Source organism: Nitrosomonas sp. ANs5 (assembly GCF_050584665.1).
Lineage (GTDB): Bacteria > Pseudomonadota > Gammaproteobacteria > Burkholderiales > Nitrosomonadaceae > Nitrosomonas.
Genome location: NZ_JBEUDO010000053.1, coordinates 1 through 19,087, shown reverse-complemented (window position 1 = coordinate 19,087; position 19,087 = coordinate 1). Strand labels below are relative to the sequence as shown.

10 protein-coding genes and 1 pseudogene are annotated in these 19,087 nt (G+C 54.4%); 1 reads left to right on the top strand and 10 read right to left on the bottom strand.

Going from position 1 to position 19,087, the window contains the following annotated elements:
* Positions 1–362: 362 nt before the first annotated feature.
* Positions 363–968 (bottom strand): alpha-ribazole phosphatase family protein, encoded by a 606-nt coding sequence (gene cobC, locus ABTW62_RS11430; RefSeq protein ID WP_430904708.1) that lies wholly within the window; start codon positions 966–968, stop codon positions 363–365.
* Between the two features lie 336 nt (positions 969–1,304).
* Between cobC and ABTW62_RS11425 the strand changes: the two genes are divergently transcribed.
* Entirely contained in the window at positions 1,305–6,356 is a 5,052-nt protein-coding gene (locus ABTW62_RS11425; RefSeq protein WP_430904707.1) for a hypothetical protein, read from the top strand.
* A gap of 206 nt (positions 6,357–6,562) precedes the next feature.
* On the opposite strand, the gene ABTW62_RS11420 is transcribed toward ABTW62_RS11425, so the two are convergent.
* From ABTW62_RS11420 to ABTW62_RS11380, 9 genes and pseudogenes are all read right to left on the bottom strand, one after another.
* Complete coding sequence (locus tag ABTW62_RS11420; protein ID WP_430904706.1) at positions 6,563–8,284, bottom strand: DUF262 domain-containing protein; 1,722 nt, start codon at positions 8,282–8,284, stop codon at positions 6,563–6,565.
* Positions 8,285–8,286: 2 nt separating this feature from the next.
* Positions 8,287–8,499, bottom strand: coding sequence for a hypothetical protein (locus ABTW62_RS11415; RefSeq protein ID WP_143032327.1), 213 nt, complete (start codon positions 8,497–8,499; stop codon positions 8,287–8,289).
* Between the two features lie 120 nt (positions 8,500–8,619).
* Complete coding sequence (brxL, locus tag ABTW62_RS11410; protein WP_430904705.1) at positions 8,620–10,674, bottom strand: BREX system Lon protease-like protein BrxL; 2,055 nt, start codon at positions 10,672–10,674, stop codon at positions 8,620–8,622.
* 10 nt (positions 10,675–10,684) lie between these two features.
* Positions 10,685–10,855: a GxxExxY protein gene (locus tag ABTW62_RS11405; RefSeq protein ID WP_430904704.1), complete on the bottom strand. Its 171-nt coding sequence runs from the start codon at positions 10,853–10,855 to the stop codon at positions 10,685–10,687.
* 90 nt (positions 10,856–10,945) lie between these two features.
* Positions 10,946–13,549 carry a BREX-1 system phosphatase PglZ type A gene (gene pglZ / locus ABTW62_RS11400; protein ID WP_430904703.1) on the bottom strand — a complete coding sequence of 868 codons (2,604 nt, stop codon included), beginning with the start codon at positions 13,547–13,549 and terminating at the stop codon, positions 10,946–10,948.
* Positions 13,546–16,575, bottom strand: a complete 3,030-nt coding sequence (locus tag ABTW62_RS11395) for an RNA-directed DNA polymerase (RefSeq protein WP_430904702.1) — start codon at positions 16,573–16,575, stop codon at positions 13,546–13,548. The genes pglZ and ABTW62_RS11395 overlap by 4 nt, the downstream gene beginning before the upstream one ends.
* Positions 16,572–17,603, bottom strand: a complete 1,032-nt coding sequence (locus tag ABTW62_RS11390) for a PDDEXK nuclease domain-containing protein (protein WP_430904701.1) — start codon at positions 17,601–17,603, stop codon at positions 16,572–16,574. Before ABTW62_RS11390 ends, ABTW62_RS11395 begins: the two co-directional genes overlap by 4 nt.
* 52 nt (positions 17,604–17,655) lie before the next feature.
* Positions 17,656–18,078 carry a GxxExxY protein gene (locus tag ABTW62_RS11385; protein WP_430904700.1) on the bottom strand — a complete coding sequence of 141 codons (423 nt, stop codon included), beginning with the start codon at positions 18,076–18,078 and terminating at the stop codon, positions 17,656–17,658.
* A gap of 200 nt (positions 18,079–18,278) precedes the next feature.
* Positions 18,279–19,087, bottom strand: a pseudogene (locus ABTW62_RS11380) (hypothetical protein); the annotation flags it as partial.

The following is a 19,087-nucleotide window of genomic DNA, read 5'->3' as shown; positions in this document are numbered from 1 at the left end:
CCTAACTATTGATTCCCAAGCAAATCTGCCCATCCATTAAATTACAACTGACTTTGGATGGTGCTGCATAAAGAGAAACTCCCTTCGAATAATAAGATGGCATTCTCACTTTTAGATCTCCATTTGTTTGATTGGCGCCCTGAACCCACTGCCATAGGGGGGATCATTAACGATGCGTGTTGGCACACGATCTGCCTTTGACTGATTCAATAATAGGCTTCCATACAGTTTTCAGTGGAATCATGACGCCCGGCATAATCCCTCGTCTGTTTTATGGTGCGCAAGCGCACTCTACGCGCTTTGTCGTTGCGGGCGGCGTAAACGGTGCGGCAATCCGGCTGATGTTTGAATTAAATTGCCACCTATGCTTGGCCAGCAAGCCTGGCGTTCAGCAGTTCCAGCACTCCGCCTGCTTCGGTGTGGCGAATGCGGGTAATTCCACCATAACTGATCTTGATTCGATAGAGCCCGGTTGGCGGGGCGAATATTGTCTGTGCGACGATGGCGCGGATGACGCCTGCATGCGCGACAATCAGGCAGTGCTGGTCACGATATTTTTCCACGGTGTCGGCATAGGCCGAATTGACGCGTTCGATAAAATCCGCGAGCACCTCCGCGCCCTGGGGCCGTTGATTGACCGGATCGTTCACAAACGCCCGGTATTCATGGGCTCGATCGATTTTGACTTCATCATGCCGCAACCCTTCCCATGCACCAAACCCGACTTCCTTGAAACGCGGTTCGATGGCGACCGGTATGCCGTAGCGCTCACCCAATCTATGGGCGAACATTTGGCAGCGTTGCAGCGGAGAAGTCATGATTTGCGTCCATGCGTGATAATCACCGACTGCTTCCCACATCTGGGTCCAGCCTTTCTCGGTCAGCGGGTCATCGATATTGTGACCACGATAACGGCGTCCGCCCACTGGCTCGCCGTGGCGAATCAGGTCCACGATAGTTTCTGTCATCGGTCAAAGCAGGATAATGTCATTTCGGGAGCTGTAGTTTATCCGATCTGAGCGCAAGATGGGGCATGCGGCCATGTCACCGGCATCCAGACCAGCGCCCGGCCAGAATAAAGCCATTTAGAGGGCGTATTTCTGCCCGTTGGATCAGGTAGCAATACCAGACAATGCTTGATTGACTCATGATCCTGACAGGTTGACCGGATCCATCCGGATCAGCACAATCACCCTGATCCGCTCAATCACTACATCCAGCATGCCGCCTCGCCCGGCATCATGGGTGCTGCTGTCCAGCACACCTGAACAGCCCCCTTTTTTTGATCTCGCATGGAGCCAGCAATGACAGAATCAGTTCTAAAAATTGGTTTGCCAACCAACCTGACACGCGGACTCAAACCGAACTGGAATCCCCGCACCGGGCATCTGAACATTCTCTATCCGCCTCACAAGCAGCCGATCCAGCCCACGGCCGTGGAACCGGTTGCCAATCGCGGCAGTTGGTCATTCCCTGAAATCAGCCTGCACGAGACCGCACAGAGCCTGCTGGACGCCTTGATTCCCTACAAAGTCGTCAGTGCGGCAAGCGAGGTGGATGCGCCCCTCATCGGCGCAGGCGCCTTGCTGATCGGCGCGGCGGGCAGCGAGGCCTCGATCAAGCAATTATCCGGCACACTCGGCGTCGACTTGAGTAACCCCGATTTCCGCTATGCACTGGTCAAATTGACCCGCCTGGATGGCATCAATACCCATGCTTCCGCTGCCAGTGGCATCCTCGTCCATGCCCGCCCCCGCCGGCCGGATCCTGAATACGGGCTGAACGAAGCATTCATCAGTGCCTCTACTAAATTGTGCCATGCCGGGCGCAGCCGTTTGCAGAATTACGGCAGCAGTTTGTGCAAGGAAGACGCTGATAAAATCCTCGATGCCTTCGACACCTTTGGCACGCACTATATTTCAGCGCTACAACTCGGCGACAGTATCCTGCAAGTGTTTGCCTACCTGCCCGAGCAGTTTGCCAAAATACAACGCGCTTACGCCGATGACCGCAATCCGCTCAGCGGCCCCGGTTCGCAGAATTTCGCCCAGTTCACGACCGATGCCGCGACCGGTATGTATGGTTTCGTTCAGCAATATGGCCATCTGATTTGTTTGAGCAATTCACGCAACTTCAATACAACCCTCGACAATGGCGATTGGCAGGATCATCTTTGGTCCAAGCATGACAGCATTTTCTCGCTGTTCAATACCGATTCGAAACTCTCGCTGGTCACGCTGCAGGAAACGTTTACCGAGCAGGCCCCGGTAGAGATACAACTGGCCAGCCTCAGCCTGATGATCGAACAGAAACGCGGCCTGATCTGGCAGCGCATCTTCAAGGCGGCCATGACACAAAAATACCGCGACACCATCCAGCCCAATTTCGCGATCTACGATACGCGCGATTTTGTGCAGATGCTGCCCCAGGATCAGACCGGTGTCATATCATTCATCGCCACCCCCACCATCAATCTGTGCCAGACACGGCTCGATCTTTCAGACATGCAGTTTGTCGCGGCCGACGAGGTCAAAAATTGTATCCTGCTCGCCAACGTGCTCTCCATCCAGTCCGCCAACGGCATCACCATTCCCGGCAGAACCATACGCCTGTTCAGCCAGGTTTTCGATATGCGCACCCATGGTCACGCCAGGGTGGTGACTGTTGCCGACGAGGCATTCGCTTGCTTGCAAATTGGCTGCGATGAATTTCTGGGTGCCCTGGCAGTCCGCAATACTTCCGGCAGCGCCTACTGTGTAATCGTCGATGGCCTTAAGTTTGGCCTGACGGGCCATGGACCGGGCGCAATACCGGTCGTGGTGGATGACGTACGTGTCACGCCGCCGGCAGATACCGTGCCGCTGCTGAGCGACAGCCTGCAGTTCTCGATGACGTTTGCCGAGGCTGTCATCAGCGACCAGTCCGGCTGCGCCCAAGACGGTGTGCAGCAGTTTGTCCGCCAGTATCTCAGATGGGTCGCCCGGATCATTCCCAGCGCTACCCGCGACCCGGAGCAGCTGGCGCTGCGCGTGCGCGCCATGGATCTGGCCCACTACGCGATTAACCCTGATGATGGCAGTTTTGTGCCGATCCTGCCCTACACGGATTACGAGCAATATGTACAAAGCATCCTGAACTATCTGGACCGGATTCAATTCCAGATCGCCCAGAACGAGCAGAGAATCGCCAACCGCCGCCAGGAAGAATTGGTAATCGATGTCGCCAGGACACTCAATCAGAACATCATCGCCTCGGGAGAATTGATCAGCGATGTCATCGCTGCCAATGCCGCGCAACAGAAGGATCTTGCCGGTTTTTACGATGCGCTGATCACGCAGAAACAGGCCGAGGCCGCACAGCAACGCAGCAAGCTGAACGCCCTGCAGACCGCCTTGTTCGAAGCCCAGGGCGATATCGATTTCGCCGTCCAGCAGTACCAATCCGCAGTCAAGCAATGGGAAACCATCGAAGCGATCAAATTCGGGCTGGATGTCGCGACCAATCTGTTCGCTCTGGGCATTACCATCGCGACCCCAGCCTCGGCCATTTCCGCTGTCAAGGATATGAGCGCCGCGGTGCAAATGATCCAGAAAACCTTGAATGTGCTGAATGCATTGGCCAAACTCTACCAAGGCACGGCCACCGGCATCAAAGGGCTGCAAGGGGCGCAAGCCACGCTGGATGGACTGGAGGGCGCGCAATTTGGCAGCCCCGCCACGATACCATGGGATGAGCTTTCGATCCTGTTCAATCAGATCATGGCGACCGGGCCGGATGTCAAGGCCGAAAAGGCTGCCCTGCAGGCGGCGTTCTCCATCCTGGTGCTGCGCGGCAAGGCAGTCACGACCGCACAGTCAGCGCTCCACGCCATCGAACGCGAGATCTATACCAATCAGCAGCAAAAGACTCTCAACACCCGCCAGGCCAACCGGCTGGCTGCCCTGCAGGACAAGCTGCACCCTGCCCATATCGCTGACCTTGATCGCAGCGCTATCGATCTGATGGCATTGACCGGGCATTTATCGTTCATCCAGAACCAGATGCTCGGCATTCTGGCCAAGGCCTTCCTGCAGCAGGATCTGGCGCTGCAATACGCCAACCTGCAACCGGCGACCCCGATCCTGTCCTTCAGCCTGCTCAAATTCAGCGCGGCGATCGTGCAGCAGAAGGCCACCACCATCCAGGCCAAATCGGCGCTTGCGCATTACCAGGCAGTCACGACCAAACCGATCGATTTTGTGATCGCAGGGGTGCGGCCGGACCAGCTCACGCATGGCAACACTTTCAACACCGCAATTTTTCTCAATGCGCCCGAGTTTTACCAGTATGTGAATGCCCGCGTGGTGGCCGTGGTCGCGACTATCGACGGGGTCAAATCGACCGATAGCGGCACTTACCTGCTGCGGCTGGCTTATGATGGCACCCCTTTCCATGACCGCAATATCGAGCGCGACCCGCTCAATTTCCGCACTCCCTGGCGCGAAAGAATCTATGAGTACCGCGCCTCGGATGATACGCCGACCTTCTCCGATAGGGGTAAATCCTGGTCGGATGGCGTCAGCCGCATCACACCCTTTTCAAACTGGGAAATCTCCTTTCCCGATACCCGAACCAATAAAGGCATCCGCTTCGACAAGGAACGGCTCACGATCCGGCTATCGTTCATCCTCGAAGCGCGCATTGTCGATGCCGAAAAAATCCTGCAGTTACGCACTGCCCGCAAACTGGCGGCCATGCAGGCATTCGCATCTCATGCGCCAGCAGTCGGCTTTCTGGCGCATGAGATGCGCGCACTTGAAACAACGCCCCGGCCGACCCTGCTGACCGCAGCGGCCGGTTTGCCCCCGGCCAGCGCCCTGATCGCCCAGATGTATGCACAAGGCAGCTGCACCAATGGCTGGGATGTGGTGTTCAACATGGGCCTGGCGGAAATCAATACGGTCCTGAAAAAGCAATACGAAGACCTGAAAACCCATACTGCCTACAAAAACACCATCTCGGTCAATACTTCCGAACAATATCCCGGGGATGTCACGGTCATCAACAAGTTCGAAATCGAGTATGGCTATCCCCTGCTTGGTTTCAGCATCAACAATAACAATTCAGCCACGCTGAGCATGGAGATCCTGAAAGGTTCGATGCAGAAATGCTCCAAGATTGGCAGCGGCCCTGAAAATTGCGACCCGCCGCAATCCCTCACCGGCGAAACCCTGACGGCGGTCGTCAGCCTGACCAAGGTCGCTGGATCGGTACAAGTGGATGGCGGCAATCACCATGTGCTCAAGGTTCTGCTGGATATGCAGGAAGGCGCTTTCAGTATCAGCAATATCGATCTGAGCGACGAAACCAAGGTGGCCTTCAACCAGGCGGTGAAATCCTACTTCGTCAACAATCCGGTGATCTTCCTCATCAATCAGCTCGATCTGACCAATATCCCCACCCTGAACGCCCTGCGGCCCAAGGATTTTATTTTCAAACCCCTCAAAACGCCGTCCAACAACGAGATGCTGCAGCTGTTCATCATGACCGATGGGCGCGCTGTGCGCAATTACTCCCAGGCGTTCCTGAACAACATCCCGGAACCCCTGCCGCTCGGACAGGCCAGCAGCATGATGGTGCGCTCCGGCATCATTTTTCACGATGTGCTGCCGCAGAGTCTGAAAAACAACGGCTGGACCTTGCAGGGTGTCGACCCCAGCGATCCGGCCAAGGCCTGGTCAGGCAAATTCAGCGATGCAAGCATTATCGGCAGGGTCGACTTGAGCAAGCTCGATCATTATTCCTCCAGCGGCGGACAAGGCGGCGGTTCGACCACCCACTATACTTATTCGATCCCCGGCGGCAACGATGTGTCATGGTCATTGGCCGGCACCACCCTCACCGTCCAGGCAGACGGCCAGATGCTTTACAGCGGCAACCGCAAACAGACGCTGACCTACAAACAGCATGCCTGCACCACAGTTTACCCCTGCTTCTTCAACTGCACGCATTGTTCCGATTCCAATTTGTCCAGCGACATCACCGTCAACGTCCGGGCCTATCTGCCGCTCAGCGTTGGCGGCAAGGGACGCAACCAGACAGTCCAGATCACGACCACCAGCAAAGGCGTCACCGTCTCCGGCCATCTCTCCGGCGGCGGGCCAAGCGGCTCGGACGATCTGGAAGCACAGGTAAACCAGCAAATCCGTGACCAGGTTCCCAAACAAATTGCCGACAAGCTCTCGATACAGTTCGATGCCGTCTCGGTCTTTGCACTCAAAAACCTGCTGTTCCCCGCCGACAACTACATCACCTTCAGCGCCTGCGCAGTCCCAGGAGACCTACTGCTGCTGGGCAACTTCACAGCGGAAAATTGAGCCATGCAACGCCGGGCAGCACTCCAGCAACCCGACAACGGCAGAACCTGCAAAGGCTGTTTGCGGGTTTACGGAGCAGTAGCCTTGAGCCCAATCCGCATATTACATTCTAATCAGCATGCCGGCCGCTACGGCCGACATGCGCAAAACTCCTGTGGCACTGGCAAGACTTCCCGGCCAAGGTTCAGGCGATGCATGACGCCAAGTCATCCTCCAAAATCGATTTTCCAGATACCCGCTGCCACCAACGCCAGTTGTTTCTGCCTCGATTCAATTTTCTGCTCATCCCAATTGTCGTAGTTCTCTGCTACGGCCTGGGTGGTCTTAAAGACGCTCTGTCGATAGACTTGGCGCTTGGTCGCATAGTCTCCATTGCCCAAATCCCGATTCCGGCTTGCCTCAAGCAGCGTCATATTACCAATCCGATAAATCAAACGATCCTGCTTCGATTCCTCGATGTATGACCAGGCCGGTGAAGGATTCTCCGGAAGAATGTGTTCCAGGTTATAGATTGCGCTCTGAAAATCAAAATTCTGTCCTGAGCGCTGCCGCTCTATTTCAAAGAGAATATAACGCACCACCTTCCTATTCCGGCTGTTCGCGGTTCGCAGCGCCTTCTCGGCAAAAGCAGCTTTAAACTGACGGTCATCTGGATAAACATCCCGCAGCGCGGCAATCACCTCTCTCGCACGGGCATAGACGCCGGTCGATACCTTCCACGCAATATCGTTGTATAAGCGCTCCTGCTCATGAGCTTGAAGGTTGCAAATAACGTTATAACGGAAAGACACAACCGCCACAGCCCTCAGGATACGAGTAAAATCTGTCCGCTCATGCTCATAGAACTTGGCATGACATGCCATCAGCATTGCCAACGGCTGACGCACGTTAAACATCAGCAGTTGTTCGAGCGCAAGTTTCTCATCGCTGTCCCAGGTCGCATCCTGCGAATCACGAAGCGCAGCATAGAGGGCAGCTGAATAGTCCAGGTCCCGCAGTAACTCAAAGGCGGTATCGCGGGCGACCACACGTTTGCGGATGGTTTTGAATAAATCGGATTTGCGTACCAGCTTGTTGCGGCCGTTCCAGAAAACCCGCAGAAACTCCGGGAAACTCTCGCTTCCCAACAAACCAACAATGCGTTCCCACCGCTCTTCCAGAGCTTTCAGCTCGGCTTCATGCGTATCCTCCGAACTGATGACGGAAAACAGATAGTTTTTCAAGAGATCGGTCGCTGACAGCCTCACACCGCGCGCGTTGAGCGTCTCGAACACCTTGAAGGCATTCAGCTCGTCGGTAACGGTAATGACAGTAAAAAAAAGCTTGTCCACCAAGTTATCCAGAAAAGCCGCCAGCTTCATGCCGCTAGAATCAGTTACCCCACAGTAGACCCTGATGCGCTCTTTGAACCAGTTGAAAGCCTTTCTCAACTGATGCTCAGATGCATTAAGCCCGCGCTGGGGCAATTTCTCCAGAGGAACGAGATAAGTTTGATAAAACCGGTTGTTGTGGCGATTCAACTCGAGTTTCGAACGTGGCACCAAACTCACCGGATCGAGGTAGCCAATGTAACTGTTCTGGAGCTGCTCCTTGCGTTTGGCGTTTTTTTCAGCATCCAGGCCAGCACTTACCAGATCCTGGAGATGGCCCAATGCAGCAAGAATCATGACACTGATCGTGGTAATTCGCTGCTGGCCATCAATCATGTCGAATCGCTTGTTATCAGAGGATTGCAACACCAGATACCCCATGTAGTGAGCTGGTTCTCCGTCATCTTCAAACAATCCGAGAATATCCTGCCAGAGATCATCCCACTCATCCTCAGTCCATGAATAGTCTCTTTGAAATGGGGGGACACGATAACTCAGACCATTACCCAGCAATTGACGAAAAGTCGAGTTAGCCGTATTGAAATTCATGGTTGCCATTTCTACCTCTCCTTGGCTCCCGGGCCGGAAATCCTCTCCAAGATCGAACCGGGTTGGTAACGGAAGGCTTTCAAACCATTGCCAAGACCAGCCCCCACCGGATAGGTGGCCAGCAGGCAAAGCACCGCGCGCGCATACCCCATCAGCCGAACGATCAGCCGGCCGAGTTTCTCACTTCCTTTCCGGATTGTGACCATCCCAACCTTTTTCGTCATACCCACTACACCCATTCACTGCCTCATACATAGTTTGTACATCGATCCAAATAGCAAAACTGGCTGCCGTGCTTCCTCACGGCATGTGCGAGTGCCTGCGCCCAGGGATTTGGTTGCACTTTACAGTTGATGCCTGATAAACGTCACTTCGAATGCCTTGCATGGCCGGTATTGCTGCAGACGGTTGGCGAAGGTAAAGACATCGTTCATCTCGTAATGCTGGAAGATATCGAGGCCGCGATCCAGAGAGATTTTCCAGCCATGGTTAGTCACGATGTGGCGGGCATGAATGGTCCCGGTATCGTCAAACTCCCAGGTAAAATTGACACCCACAGTGCCGGCTGCTTCCTTCATCTTTTCAAAATTGTCCTTCTGTTGTTCGCTTTTGAGCTCGTCTGCCATCGTCACCAGATGAACCGATACTTCCTCATCCGGCGCCTTGTGCTTCACCACAGTCTCCAGGAATTCCATGAAATTGCGCACCTGGTAAAACAGGCGGATGTATGGATCGGTGACCGTGATCGCGGTTGCTCCCCTGAGATAAGGGCCTAGCAGCGCATCAAAAGAGAGCCCCTTCTGATTCTCCTGGAACGAAAGGTGTTTTGCCTGGAGGACAGGATCGGCGGGCGTCAGCGGTTCGGGCAGCACACCTGGCGCACTGGGTTGCACAGCAGCAGTGATGTTCCCATCTCCACCCACGGCGATGGTCTTGTGGTAGTGGTTAGGGTATTCCTGCTCTTCGAGCGTGGCGACAGGATGGATTTGGCCGCTGGTATCAAAATAAGAAAAACGGACATTGCCGTAAGTGGAATCAATCCGCATCAATTGGTCTTTGACGCGCTTGCGACCTTCAATGGCGAACCGGAGTATTTCTTCAATCTCATCCCGGGTTGCTTCACCATGCGGATAAAGAATCTTCATCAATCCAGAAAAAGTCTTGTTGATGCCGTCACGATCCCGGGTCGTAATATCGGAAGAAAGCGAGAAACAGTCTCCATAGCGGTCTGAATAATCGTGACTGCGCAGCGAGCGCAGGATTTCGGCCAAATAATCCACCACAAAACCATAATTACTCGAAAACATCTCGCCACGGATGATGTCGACTTCCCAACCGGGAATATAGAAATGGATGCGGTCGAGGAAGGCGGAATCGTAGAACTTGCCTGGCAGATCGTCGAACAGATCGGAATGCTTGAGCATATAGGGCACGGTGTGCTGCGTGTTGCCGACAAAGACCATGGAAGCCTCTGCGCCGAGCGTCTCGACACCCCGCGAGAAAGATTTGTTAGCCATGTAGTTTTTCATGATATCGACCAAGGCCTTATCCACTCGCTTTTGCTTTCCGGCAAACTCATCAAAGGCGACGCAATCCCAATAGCCGACCAGACCAATCATTCCGGTCGTATTATTCACGAACAGCTTGGGAACCGTCACCTCGCCGCCCGAAATCAGAATGCCGTGGGGCGAGAACTCTGAGTAGATATGCGATTTCCCGGTCCCCTTAGGGCCAAGCTCGATCAGGTTGTAGTTGCGCTCGCAAAACGGGATCAGACGAATCAGCTGAGTCAGTTTGCTGCGATGGCCAAACATTTCCGGATTGAAACCAATACTCTGAACCAGCAAATCGATCCATTCACTGGTCGTGAACTGCCGGCGGGCCTCTAAATAACCATCAAAATCGAAATTAGACAGCTGGATGGGTTTGAGGGCCGACAAGAGCCAGGGGCTGGCATTTTTATCCTCAGTGAACTCGTATTCGATATCGGCGATACACCACACACCGCTGACCAGCAGCTTGGGATGGGCCTTGACCGTTCCCGAATCGATCAGCACCTTTTTGATACCGAGATTGGAAAATTGTGCTTCATAAACATCGGACTTGTAATTCAGTACCGCGCTGATTTTATCAATAACCTTGTAACGCCCTTTTTCCCTAATGTTGGAACGGATCAGGCCTGCCTCGTTGCGATGCACATAGTGCTTGCGCAGAATCTCCCGGACTGTCTCGATGCCGGCCTGTATAGTTGCCTCATCACTGGTGGCGCAATACTGTCCGAGCAGGTATTCCAGCACATAGGAAGGGACAATAGCGTTGCCCCTGACCGCCCTGACGAGATCCTTGCGAACAACCAGCCCCGGAAACCACTGATTGATTTTTTGATCGAGGGTGTTCATAAAATTCCTTCTACCACGGAACAAACGGAATACACGGAAGGTTCCATCGAACAATCCTTTCGATTTCAGCTTTTGGGTAGTGGCCGAAGTTCACAAGAAAAGCCAATGCGTAACCAGTGGCTTTCAAATAATTGCGAACCTGTGCCCGGTGCTCATCGCAGAGCGCTTTAACGCCTTTCAATTCAATAATCCTCTCTCAAGAAACACCTTCCAAGCAACTCTTCTTCGTATTTCAGCTTTCCCATTTCTGTGTATTCCGTGTGTTCCGTGGCTAGAAATCAAAATCACTGGTAAATGAACGCCGCATCAAGTACCGGAGCGATTTGTATTCCTTGTAATGTGAAGTCCCGGCATGATTTTCCTCCAGCCGCAGAATGACTTCCTCACCGTTGGCTTCGTCAGCCTTGCGCGTGAGCACGAAACGCATCTGCAGTTCCCGCTCGCGAGGGTTGTTTGAACGCAGATCAAAAGTCAGCTCGTGGCTATCGGATATCAGATCACCGGCCTCGGTGTAGAGACCTGCGCGCAACACACGCGGCTGGATCTTATCTGTCACCGGATCGGACTGATACAAGGTTACGGCCAGCTGCCCGGCCGTAATCATCGAATTGGCGCCGCGCAGAATATCCACTTCAACGAGCGTGACATCGCTGTGGCGCTTCTTGTTGATCTTGATCACTGGTATCACCACTTCCTGCAAAGTCGCCCCGCCATGCACAAAGCGGCTGCCTGAGCCTTTCAGACGCAGGCGGTTGATCGATTTGGGCACCTGGATCTCGATGTTCCCGCTCAGTCCCAACTGCTTCGCAGCAAAAGTGTGCAGCCCCTGAGAAGCTTTGAGTCCCTTTCCCAGCACGAATCGGCGATCTCGATACAAAATGACATCCCCCTCGGCATCGGCGCTCAAGAAATCACTCTCATCCAGCTCCCGATCCTGGTAAATAAAACCATGATCAGCCGTCACCAGAATGTTGTTTGCGTTGGCAGCAGTCAGCCTCTTAACCAGCCTGACCAGTTCTCCCAGTGTTTGCTCCGCCGCTTCGAAGGCCTGCCCTTCTGAATGCATTTTGTCTCCAGCGTGGTCTATCCGGTTATGGTAGATGTACAACACATCATTTGCTTTCAGCAACTCCCGGCCTTGATCGCGATTAAGCTGCATGAATTCTTCGGACTGAATAGCCTGGCCGCGTCCAGCCAGTGCCGCCTGGAGAATTTTTGTCCGGTTAACCGTCCCCTGGGAACTTTGCCCATCCACCAGCACAGTGCCAGTTTCGTTGTCGGCAATCGCAAGGGTTTGGTTGGGCAAGAGCGCCGCCATGCCAAGCTGGGTATAGCTGGGCAGCATCGAAAGCGCCGGCTCCAGTTGTGCGCTGTAACGGTCCTCCCGGCGGATGAGGCTCAGCAGTTCATCGCCGATCTCATAGCGCATGGCATCGGAAATGATCACGCAGACCTTGTTCTCTTTGCGCAGAAACGGTTGTACCTTCAGCCTGAAAAAATCCTTCTGCTTGCGCACGGGAAAAGCATCCCATTTGGCTGCCGCATCCGCGCAGGATTGAAAGCGGTCGCCCAGTTTCAACAGATAGTTGTTGGAATACAGATTCTCGATCTGGCCGGTCAAGTGGCTCATCAAGGATGCCTGGCCTGACATGCGCACATGATAGGTGAATTTGCGATATAACTGATCAAGCTGATACCAGGATTGCGTGTATCGTTCCACCCAAGTAGCCAGTGACCAGTTCTCGGTCGCCGGTTCCGACCACTGACCATCCATCACAGACAACTTTTCCTTAAACTGGGCTGCATAATCAACCGCCTCGTACAAATGCCGGTATTCGCGATACCAATGGCCCTGCCGCCGCTGGCGCACCCAGAGCGATACATCGCCACTCGAAACCGTACGTGATGCCACCGCCCGTACCAGCTCGCTGATGATCTTCTGATCGATCAGCCGGAAATAATCCAGTTCGATCAACTCCCGGAAATCCCGCTTGGCCAGATCCCGCTCAATGCCGAGAACCTCGGCACATTCTCCCGAGAGTGTCTCGAAACCGTCTTCGAACTGGCGGCTGTCCTTCCAGCGCTTGAGAAAAATCAAGCTATCCGCCGTCAGTGTGCAGTTGTCAGTAAAGTTCCTGAAATAGCAATCCTTGAAAAGCTGGATGACAAAATCACGGATACTTGGATCATCAGAAAGATATCCATAAATTCGTCTCATTTGTTCCCAAAGATAGTCATCAAGCTTGCATCTTTGAACCAATCGATACTTTTCTCCCAACTGATCACTGGCGGCTGATAACTGACTACTCTCATCAAGCAACTGCTCGACGATGGCATCCATGCGCGGCTCGCTGCCCGCACACACAGCCAACATCTTCAGACGGATCCGGCCGGCAGTGTCATCCCCTTTCAACAGCTTCTTGAGGGCATCCATGCGTCTGGCCGCCTGAAAAAATTCCGCGTGGGTCTGCACTATGTCCGTGAATGCCAGGTCGAGCGCCAATTCGGACAGCCAGATGGCGATTTGATCGGCACGAAACTCACCGTGGGCCAGCTGCACGTCCAGCAGCCAGTTATCCAAATCGGCAGGCTGGGGTCCATCACGGTAAAGCAAAAACTTCTGCTCTGGTTGCTCGCGCAATATCCGGTATTTAACCCCGTACTCGTTGTTGACCAGCTCCAGCTTCTCAACGCCGGGCAGCTGAAGCGCCTCGAAATCACCGCGCAACTCCTGCTTGGCGTCGTACCAGAAGATGATCCGGTGGCGGTCGAAGAGTTTGGTCAGGGCCTGGGCGATACGGCTATTCATGCGACTGTTCGGATGGAATTCGCCTCCTAAAGCACGCTCAGCAGGCAAGTGTTTGTTCTCACTCACTCAGGGTTTCCCTCCGGCAATACCCTACGGTTATGGTCCATTGCATCGTTAAATCCATCAGGCACCGGCTTGAAGGGATACCCAGGTGAACGGTGGCTGCTTTGAAATTGCCGTAGTGCCTGCACGTCGATCTGGCCTGTGATGCAGTAGTCGTGGTTGCCACCCTTGACACGCAGCAGGTCGCGCTTCCAACGATCCTTGTAGGGCGCACGGATGCGGCTGTCGCCATACTGACGGTTATTGCACTGGATGATATAAGCGTGGATGTCCAATGCGGCAGATTCTACCAGGGCGTTGAAAGTGTCAGTGTCGCTATTCCACTCGGGTACGAACAGGGCATCGACTTTGCCGCGTAGTTCGGCGCGATAGCGGATATTGGTCAGTTCGCTACAATTGAGCAGGGCGAAGTGGAAGTTACCGTGCTGGATGATCGGCGGTGATTGCCATTTCCATGGCATGGCTGGTTTCAGGCTGGCGCCGGCGAGGCGAAACAGCTCCTGTTCTTCATGCAAGGCTGGGGTTTGTTTGTCCTGACGGTAGAGCATCAGCGAGGGGAAGCCGAGACCGTCGTGGGTGAGTGAAGCCCAGATCTGGTTGTGCACGCGCTTTTTGCTGGCGTGCAAGTATTCCACCCCGGTGATCAGCGAGATGCGTCGCCCGTTGAGTTTGCCGGCAATGCGCATAAACCACCGGGGCGGCATGGCCAGCTCCGGCAGGATCAGGTAGCCGGTGTGGTCGGGTTGAGCGATAAGTTCGTTGATCAGGCGGTTGAGGCGCTGGTAGCGGCGTCGGCTGTCCGGGTCGGGCTGGTGCATGACGGCGGCAACAAAGCTGGTCTCGCGGGTTTCCCAACTGGAGACGGCAATGGTCTGACTGGCTTTGGGTTCGCCGTCGGGAATCTGCAGGGTGCCCTGCTGTTTGTCCCAATGTGGCATTTTGTACTCGCTCGGCTCAAAGCCGCGCAGGGCGCAGATAACTTTGCCGAGATTCGGCTGCCAAGCTCTGTTGAACGGCTGGGGCGTGATCAGGAACAGCTCGTTTAGGCTGAACGGCCGGGTGGCGAAATACAGACCGGGCGGAATGCCGTTGGCCAATTTGGGTTTGAACCAGCCTGCCAGGGTCTCTATGGCATCACCGATACCTCGTGCATCGTCAGCTCGCCAGTTGGCATTGATCAGTTTCTTGCGGGCGGGAATACCGCGCTGGCTGAGCATTTCTTTCGGCAGGCCGCTAAAGCGTAGGGGGATGTGGGCTAGGTCGTGGCTGAATAGGCGGGCGTGCAGTTTTTGCAATTCGCGCAGCGATTCCGGAAAACTGGCCGTTAGGTCGCTGGCCAGCCAGTGCCAGTGGCTTTTAACTTCCTTCTGCCAGTCTTTCTGAGCTGTTGCGCCCAGTCGTGGCGGCAGGGCACTTAGGATGCTCTCGGCCAGCATATTAGCGAGGCTGTTCTGCCAGCGGTGCAGATCTTGTTTGACTTCAGTTTCGGGGCACCGGCTGGCTTTTATCTGATGTATGCACTGATCATGGATGGTTTCGCCAAGCTCCTGCAGTTGCTTGAGTATCTTGCCCAAGTGTTTGAAATCCACACATGCCGTCGCCATCCGAGCGATGCGCGGCAGGTATTGGGCCAGCTCGAAGAATTTCACTGGCGTCAGCAGGTGGTCGATCACGGCCTCGAAAAAAGCGTGACGGTGAGCCTGCCAGGCATCCGGCGGCAGGTCGCGCTCAAAGGCTTCGTAATCGCGCAGATTGAGGGCAAAGCCGGCGCGGTGCAGGGTCAGGGCGTCGGCTTTGCGTAGGTTGTCGGCCTGCTCGCCAGCATGGTTGGTGGCCTTAAGCAGATCGGTGGCGATGGTGCCGGGGTTGTCGGGCAGGTCGGGCAAGGCGCGCCATTCGCTGGCGCGCTGATTGATCTGCTCGCTGATGGCATTGACCAGTGCCCTGCCGGGACCGCCAGAGAGGACGAACAACTTATTCTTAGTGTTCTTAAAGGCGATGTCGCTATCGTCGTCTGTCAGGTAGCTCGGTTTAAACACAATGCTGCCGTTTTCCAGTTCGAGCAGGTCTTTACCACCATCGCGGTTGATGACCCAATTCCAGAAGTCTTTGCTGGTGGTGAACTTGCTGGTGTTGTGCATGACCAGCAGGATGTCGTCCACATAGCGTCCGTAGTACAGCGGCACGACCTGCCGGTCGATGAACTGGTCGAGCTCGATCAAGGCAGCGTTGGCGACTACGGCGGACGCTGGCAATCCGACGGGCAGACCCTTTTGTAGTGGAGTGTTTTTGGCCCATGCTTGCAGCGCAGTGATGAATAGCCGGTTGAGTCGGGTTTCATCTTCGTTGAGGGTGGCACCTGCCTTTTGATGAAAGCCTGCATCTAGCATAAAGCCGGGGTTGAGCCGGTGGTAAAAACTGCTGACATCGGCGGTGAGGGCGATGACATCCTTTTTGTCGGACAAGGCGCTGCGCATGGCCTTGATGGCACCGTCGCGCCAGTCGCGGAAGGGTTTGAGGTAGGGCTTGAAGGAACCCAGCGCCATGCGGTTGATGTCGCCATTGCCATTGCGGCGCAGACGGCTGCCGTAGACGTTGTCACCTAGTTTTTTGTCGAAATGATGGCCGACCAGCATCATCCACAGTGCAGAGAACACATGGAAATCGATGCTGCAGTGGGCCATCAGGCGGAACTCGGCGGTGGGTTGCTCTCCATTGCCGGTGCGGCTGGCCCATTCTGCATCCGGTGCGGCGAATATCAGCGTGGTTTCCTGTGTAGCGCTCACTTTTTGTTTTTTCGGCTCTTTCGGGAAGGTGATGGCCTTGGGGGCCAAGGTCCAGGTTCCGAGAAACTCCGGGGCGGTAATCCACTCTTGATCCTCACCGTTGATGCGCTGGAGCAAATGCCCAATGTTGTCAAGCAGCCCGTCTTCATAGTCGGCCATGTCCATCAGCGGCGGGTTGGTCGAATAATACAGGTCGACCTTGGCCTTGCGCCAGGCGAGGATCAGTTCTTCGAGAGTGATCATTCGCTACTGCCCTCCTGCAACTGTTGCAAATCCTGCTCTATCTCCTCCACCGTCGGCAGCGCGCCCTTCAGGTTGTCCGGCAGCGTTTCCACCAAGGTATATTCACTGACCCCCATGGGTTTGTTCAAATCGCGCAGCGCGAATTCCACCTCAATGTTATTCTTATCGCGGCACAGCAGCAGCCCAATGGTGGGGTGGTCGTCGTCGCGCTTGAGTAAGCTGTCCACCGCCGACAGGTAGAAGTTGAGCTTGCCCGCGTATTCAGGAATAAACTTGCGGTTCTTGAGCTCCACAACCACATAACACTTCAGGATAATGTGATAGAAAAGCAGATCGATGTAGTAGTCGTTTCCGGCGACCTCCAAATGGTACTGACGCCCGATGAAAGCGAACCCTTTGCCCAATTCCAGCAGAAATTGGGTGATATGCCGGGTGAGTTGCCGTTCCACATCCCGTTCGTTATACGGGGCCGTCATCGCCATGAAATCGAACGTATAGGGGTCTTTCAGCGTCTGCTGGGCCAGATCCGACTGGGATGTGGGCAGGGTTCTGGGAAAGTTAGTCACCGCTTTGCCGGCCCTGTCATACAGCCTGGATTTGAGCTGTAGGGCCAAAACATCGCGGCTCCAGCCCTGCTCGATCGTCTGGCCGATGTAAAAACCAAGCTCGGCCTCTACCCCGGCCCAGGGATCGGAGGCCAATTTGGCAACAGCCTGTTGCCAAATTGCAGGGCAACAATAGAAACGGAAGAAAGCCCGGCAGTAGCGCAGATTTTTGGCGGAAAAGCCGCCTACGTCGGGAAACGAACTTCTCAGATCTTTGCTGAACGCATCAATGAAACCCGACCCCCACTGAGCAGTTGACTCCCGCTCGGTGATCCGCGCCCCGAGCTCGTAATACAACGCAATCAGCTCGCTGTTGGCCGACAAGGCGATGTTCATTCGCGCTGCATGAATCCGGCTCTTGACGGATGCCAACCAATCGCGATAGGCCGCCTCTTGGGTTAATTTTATGTCAGAGGAACTCATACATCCCTCTTATTTCTTCTGTCCACAAAAGGCACGAAAATCACGAAAAGACTCATAGAACAATCCTCTCCACTGTTGCCTTGGGGTGGCATCCAAAATTTGCCAGCAACCCCAGTCGCATGCCCGTGGCTTTCAAATAATTCAATACTTGTGCTTTGTGCTCGCCTGTCGTCGAACTGAGCGCTTTCAGCTCAACAATGATGGTGCCGTAACAGACGAAATCGGGCTTATAGATCTGCCTGAGTGGCTTGCCCTTATAGGAAAGCTTCAGTTCCTGCTGAGAAACAAAGGGAATTGATCGGGCCGCCAGTTCCTTGTCAAGACACTCCTGATATACAGCTTCCAGAAAACCACAGCCCATCTCACGATAAACCTCAAAGACTGCCCCTCGAATAGCATACGATTCTTCTTCAAAGAGCAATTTATTTTCCACGGAAGACACCGAAGTCACTGAATTTCTATCTTTGTTATCCATTCCGCTTTTTCTCTCCACTTTTCCGTGACCTCCGTGCATTCCGTGGACCCTCAATCTGCTTCAGCATCCAGGCCGACGATCTTCTTCAAGGAGCAATTTACTGTCCACAGAAGACACCGAAGTCACTGAATTTCTATTTTTGTTATCCATTTCGCTTTTTCTCTCCACTTTTCCGTGGCTTCCGTGCATTCCGTGGACCATCAATCTTCCTTCGCCTCCAGGCCAACGATTTTCTTCAAGGCCGCGCCAAATTTGGGGTAGTTGACCTTCACGCCGTCATCCAGATCGATCTCCACCTGCTCGGTGGCCAGCGGGTAAAGTACCTCGCGTTCGTACTCCTCCATCTCCGCAATCATCCTGGTGATCTTCTCGATCTCCTTCAGGGCCTTGGTCTTTTCGGCCTGGGAGGCGCTGGCGCTAATGCTGACTGCCTCCAGATGGTTCTTGTGAGCGGTAAGCTTGGTGCGAAACTCGCGCAGGTAGTCGTTGAGCACCACGCTGACTGTATCCGGGCGGTAGCGGTGCATGTAGATCAGCGCGTTGAAGCTCCCCTTGGGGCTGGAGAACAGCCAGTAGATGGGGCGTTTCTTGTAGCGCCTGACATGGTCGTTGTAGAAATCTCTGAGGAAATACTTCCGAATATCTTTGCCCAGGGCATCTTCCACAAACTGTAGATTCTCTTCGTAATGGTCGACTCCGAAGGCGACCTTCAGGAACTCTCTGAACCGCTCGGCGATATCGTCGGTGAACCAGTCGCCGTCGAGCATGGGGATAACATTGTCGTCGTCGGCTAGAAAAGATTTTTGGTCCACGGAATACACGGAACACACTGAATTATTCTTTTCTGTGCTTTCTGTGTTTTCCGTGGACACTTTCTTGTAATAGTCCTCGATAGTCTCGCCCTGGTTGGCCAGGATCAGCCCCGGCTTGTCCAGTGCGTAACGGCCGAACATGCAACCCACGGCATAGGAAACCAGCTCGCGCATGGTATCGGCCAGCAGCAGCGCCT

Excerpts from the sequence above, each read along its gene's own strand:
- ABTW62_RS11390 (WP_430904701.1), bottom strand. The coding sequence starts at position 17,603 with ATGAGTTCCTCTGACATAAAATTAACCCAAGAGGCGGCCTATCGCGAT.
- brxL (WP_430904705.1), bottom strand. The coding sequence starts at position 10,674 with ATGAACACCCTCGATCAAAAAATCAATCAGTGGTTTCCGGGGCTGGTT.
- cobC (WP_430904708.1), bottom strand. The coding sequence starts at position 968 with ATGACAGAAACTATCGTGGACCTGATTCGCCACGGCGAGCCAGTGGGC.
- ABTW62_RS11415 (WP_143032327.1), bottom strand. The coding sequence starts at position 8,499 with ATGACGAAAAAGGTTGGGATGGTCACAATCCGGAAAGGAAGTGAGAAA.
- ABTW62_RS11425 (WP_430904707.1), top strand. The coding sequence starts at position 1,305 with ATGACAGAATCAGTTCTAAAAATTGGTTTGCCAACCAACCTGACACGC.
- ABTW62_RS11395 (WP_430904702.1), bottom strand. The coding sequence starts at position 16,575 with ATGATCACTCTCGAAGAACTGATCCTCGCCTGGCGCAAGGCCAAGGTC.
- ABTW62_RS11385 (WP_430904700.1), bottom strand. The coding sequence starts at position 18,078 with ATGGATAACAAAGATAGAAATTCAGTGACTTCGGTGTCTTCCGTGGAA.
- ABTW62_RS11420 (WP_430904706.1), bottom strand. The coding sequence starts at position 8,284 with ATGGCAACCATGAATTTCAATACGGCTAACTCGACTTTTCGTCAATTG.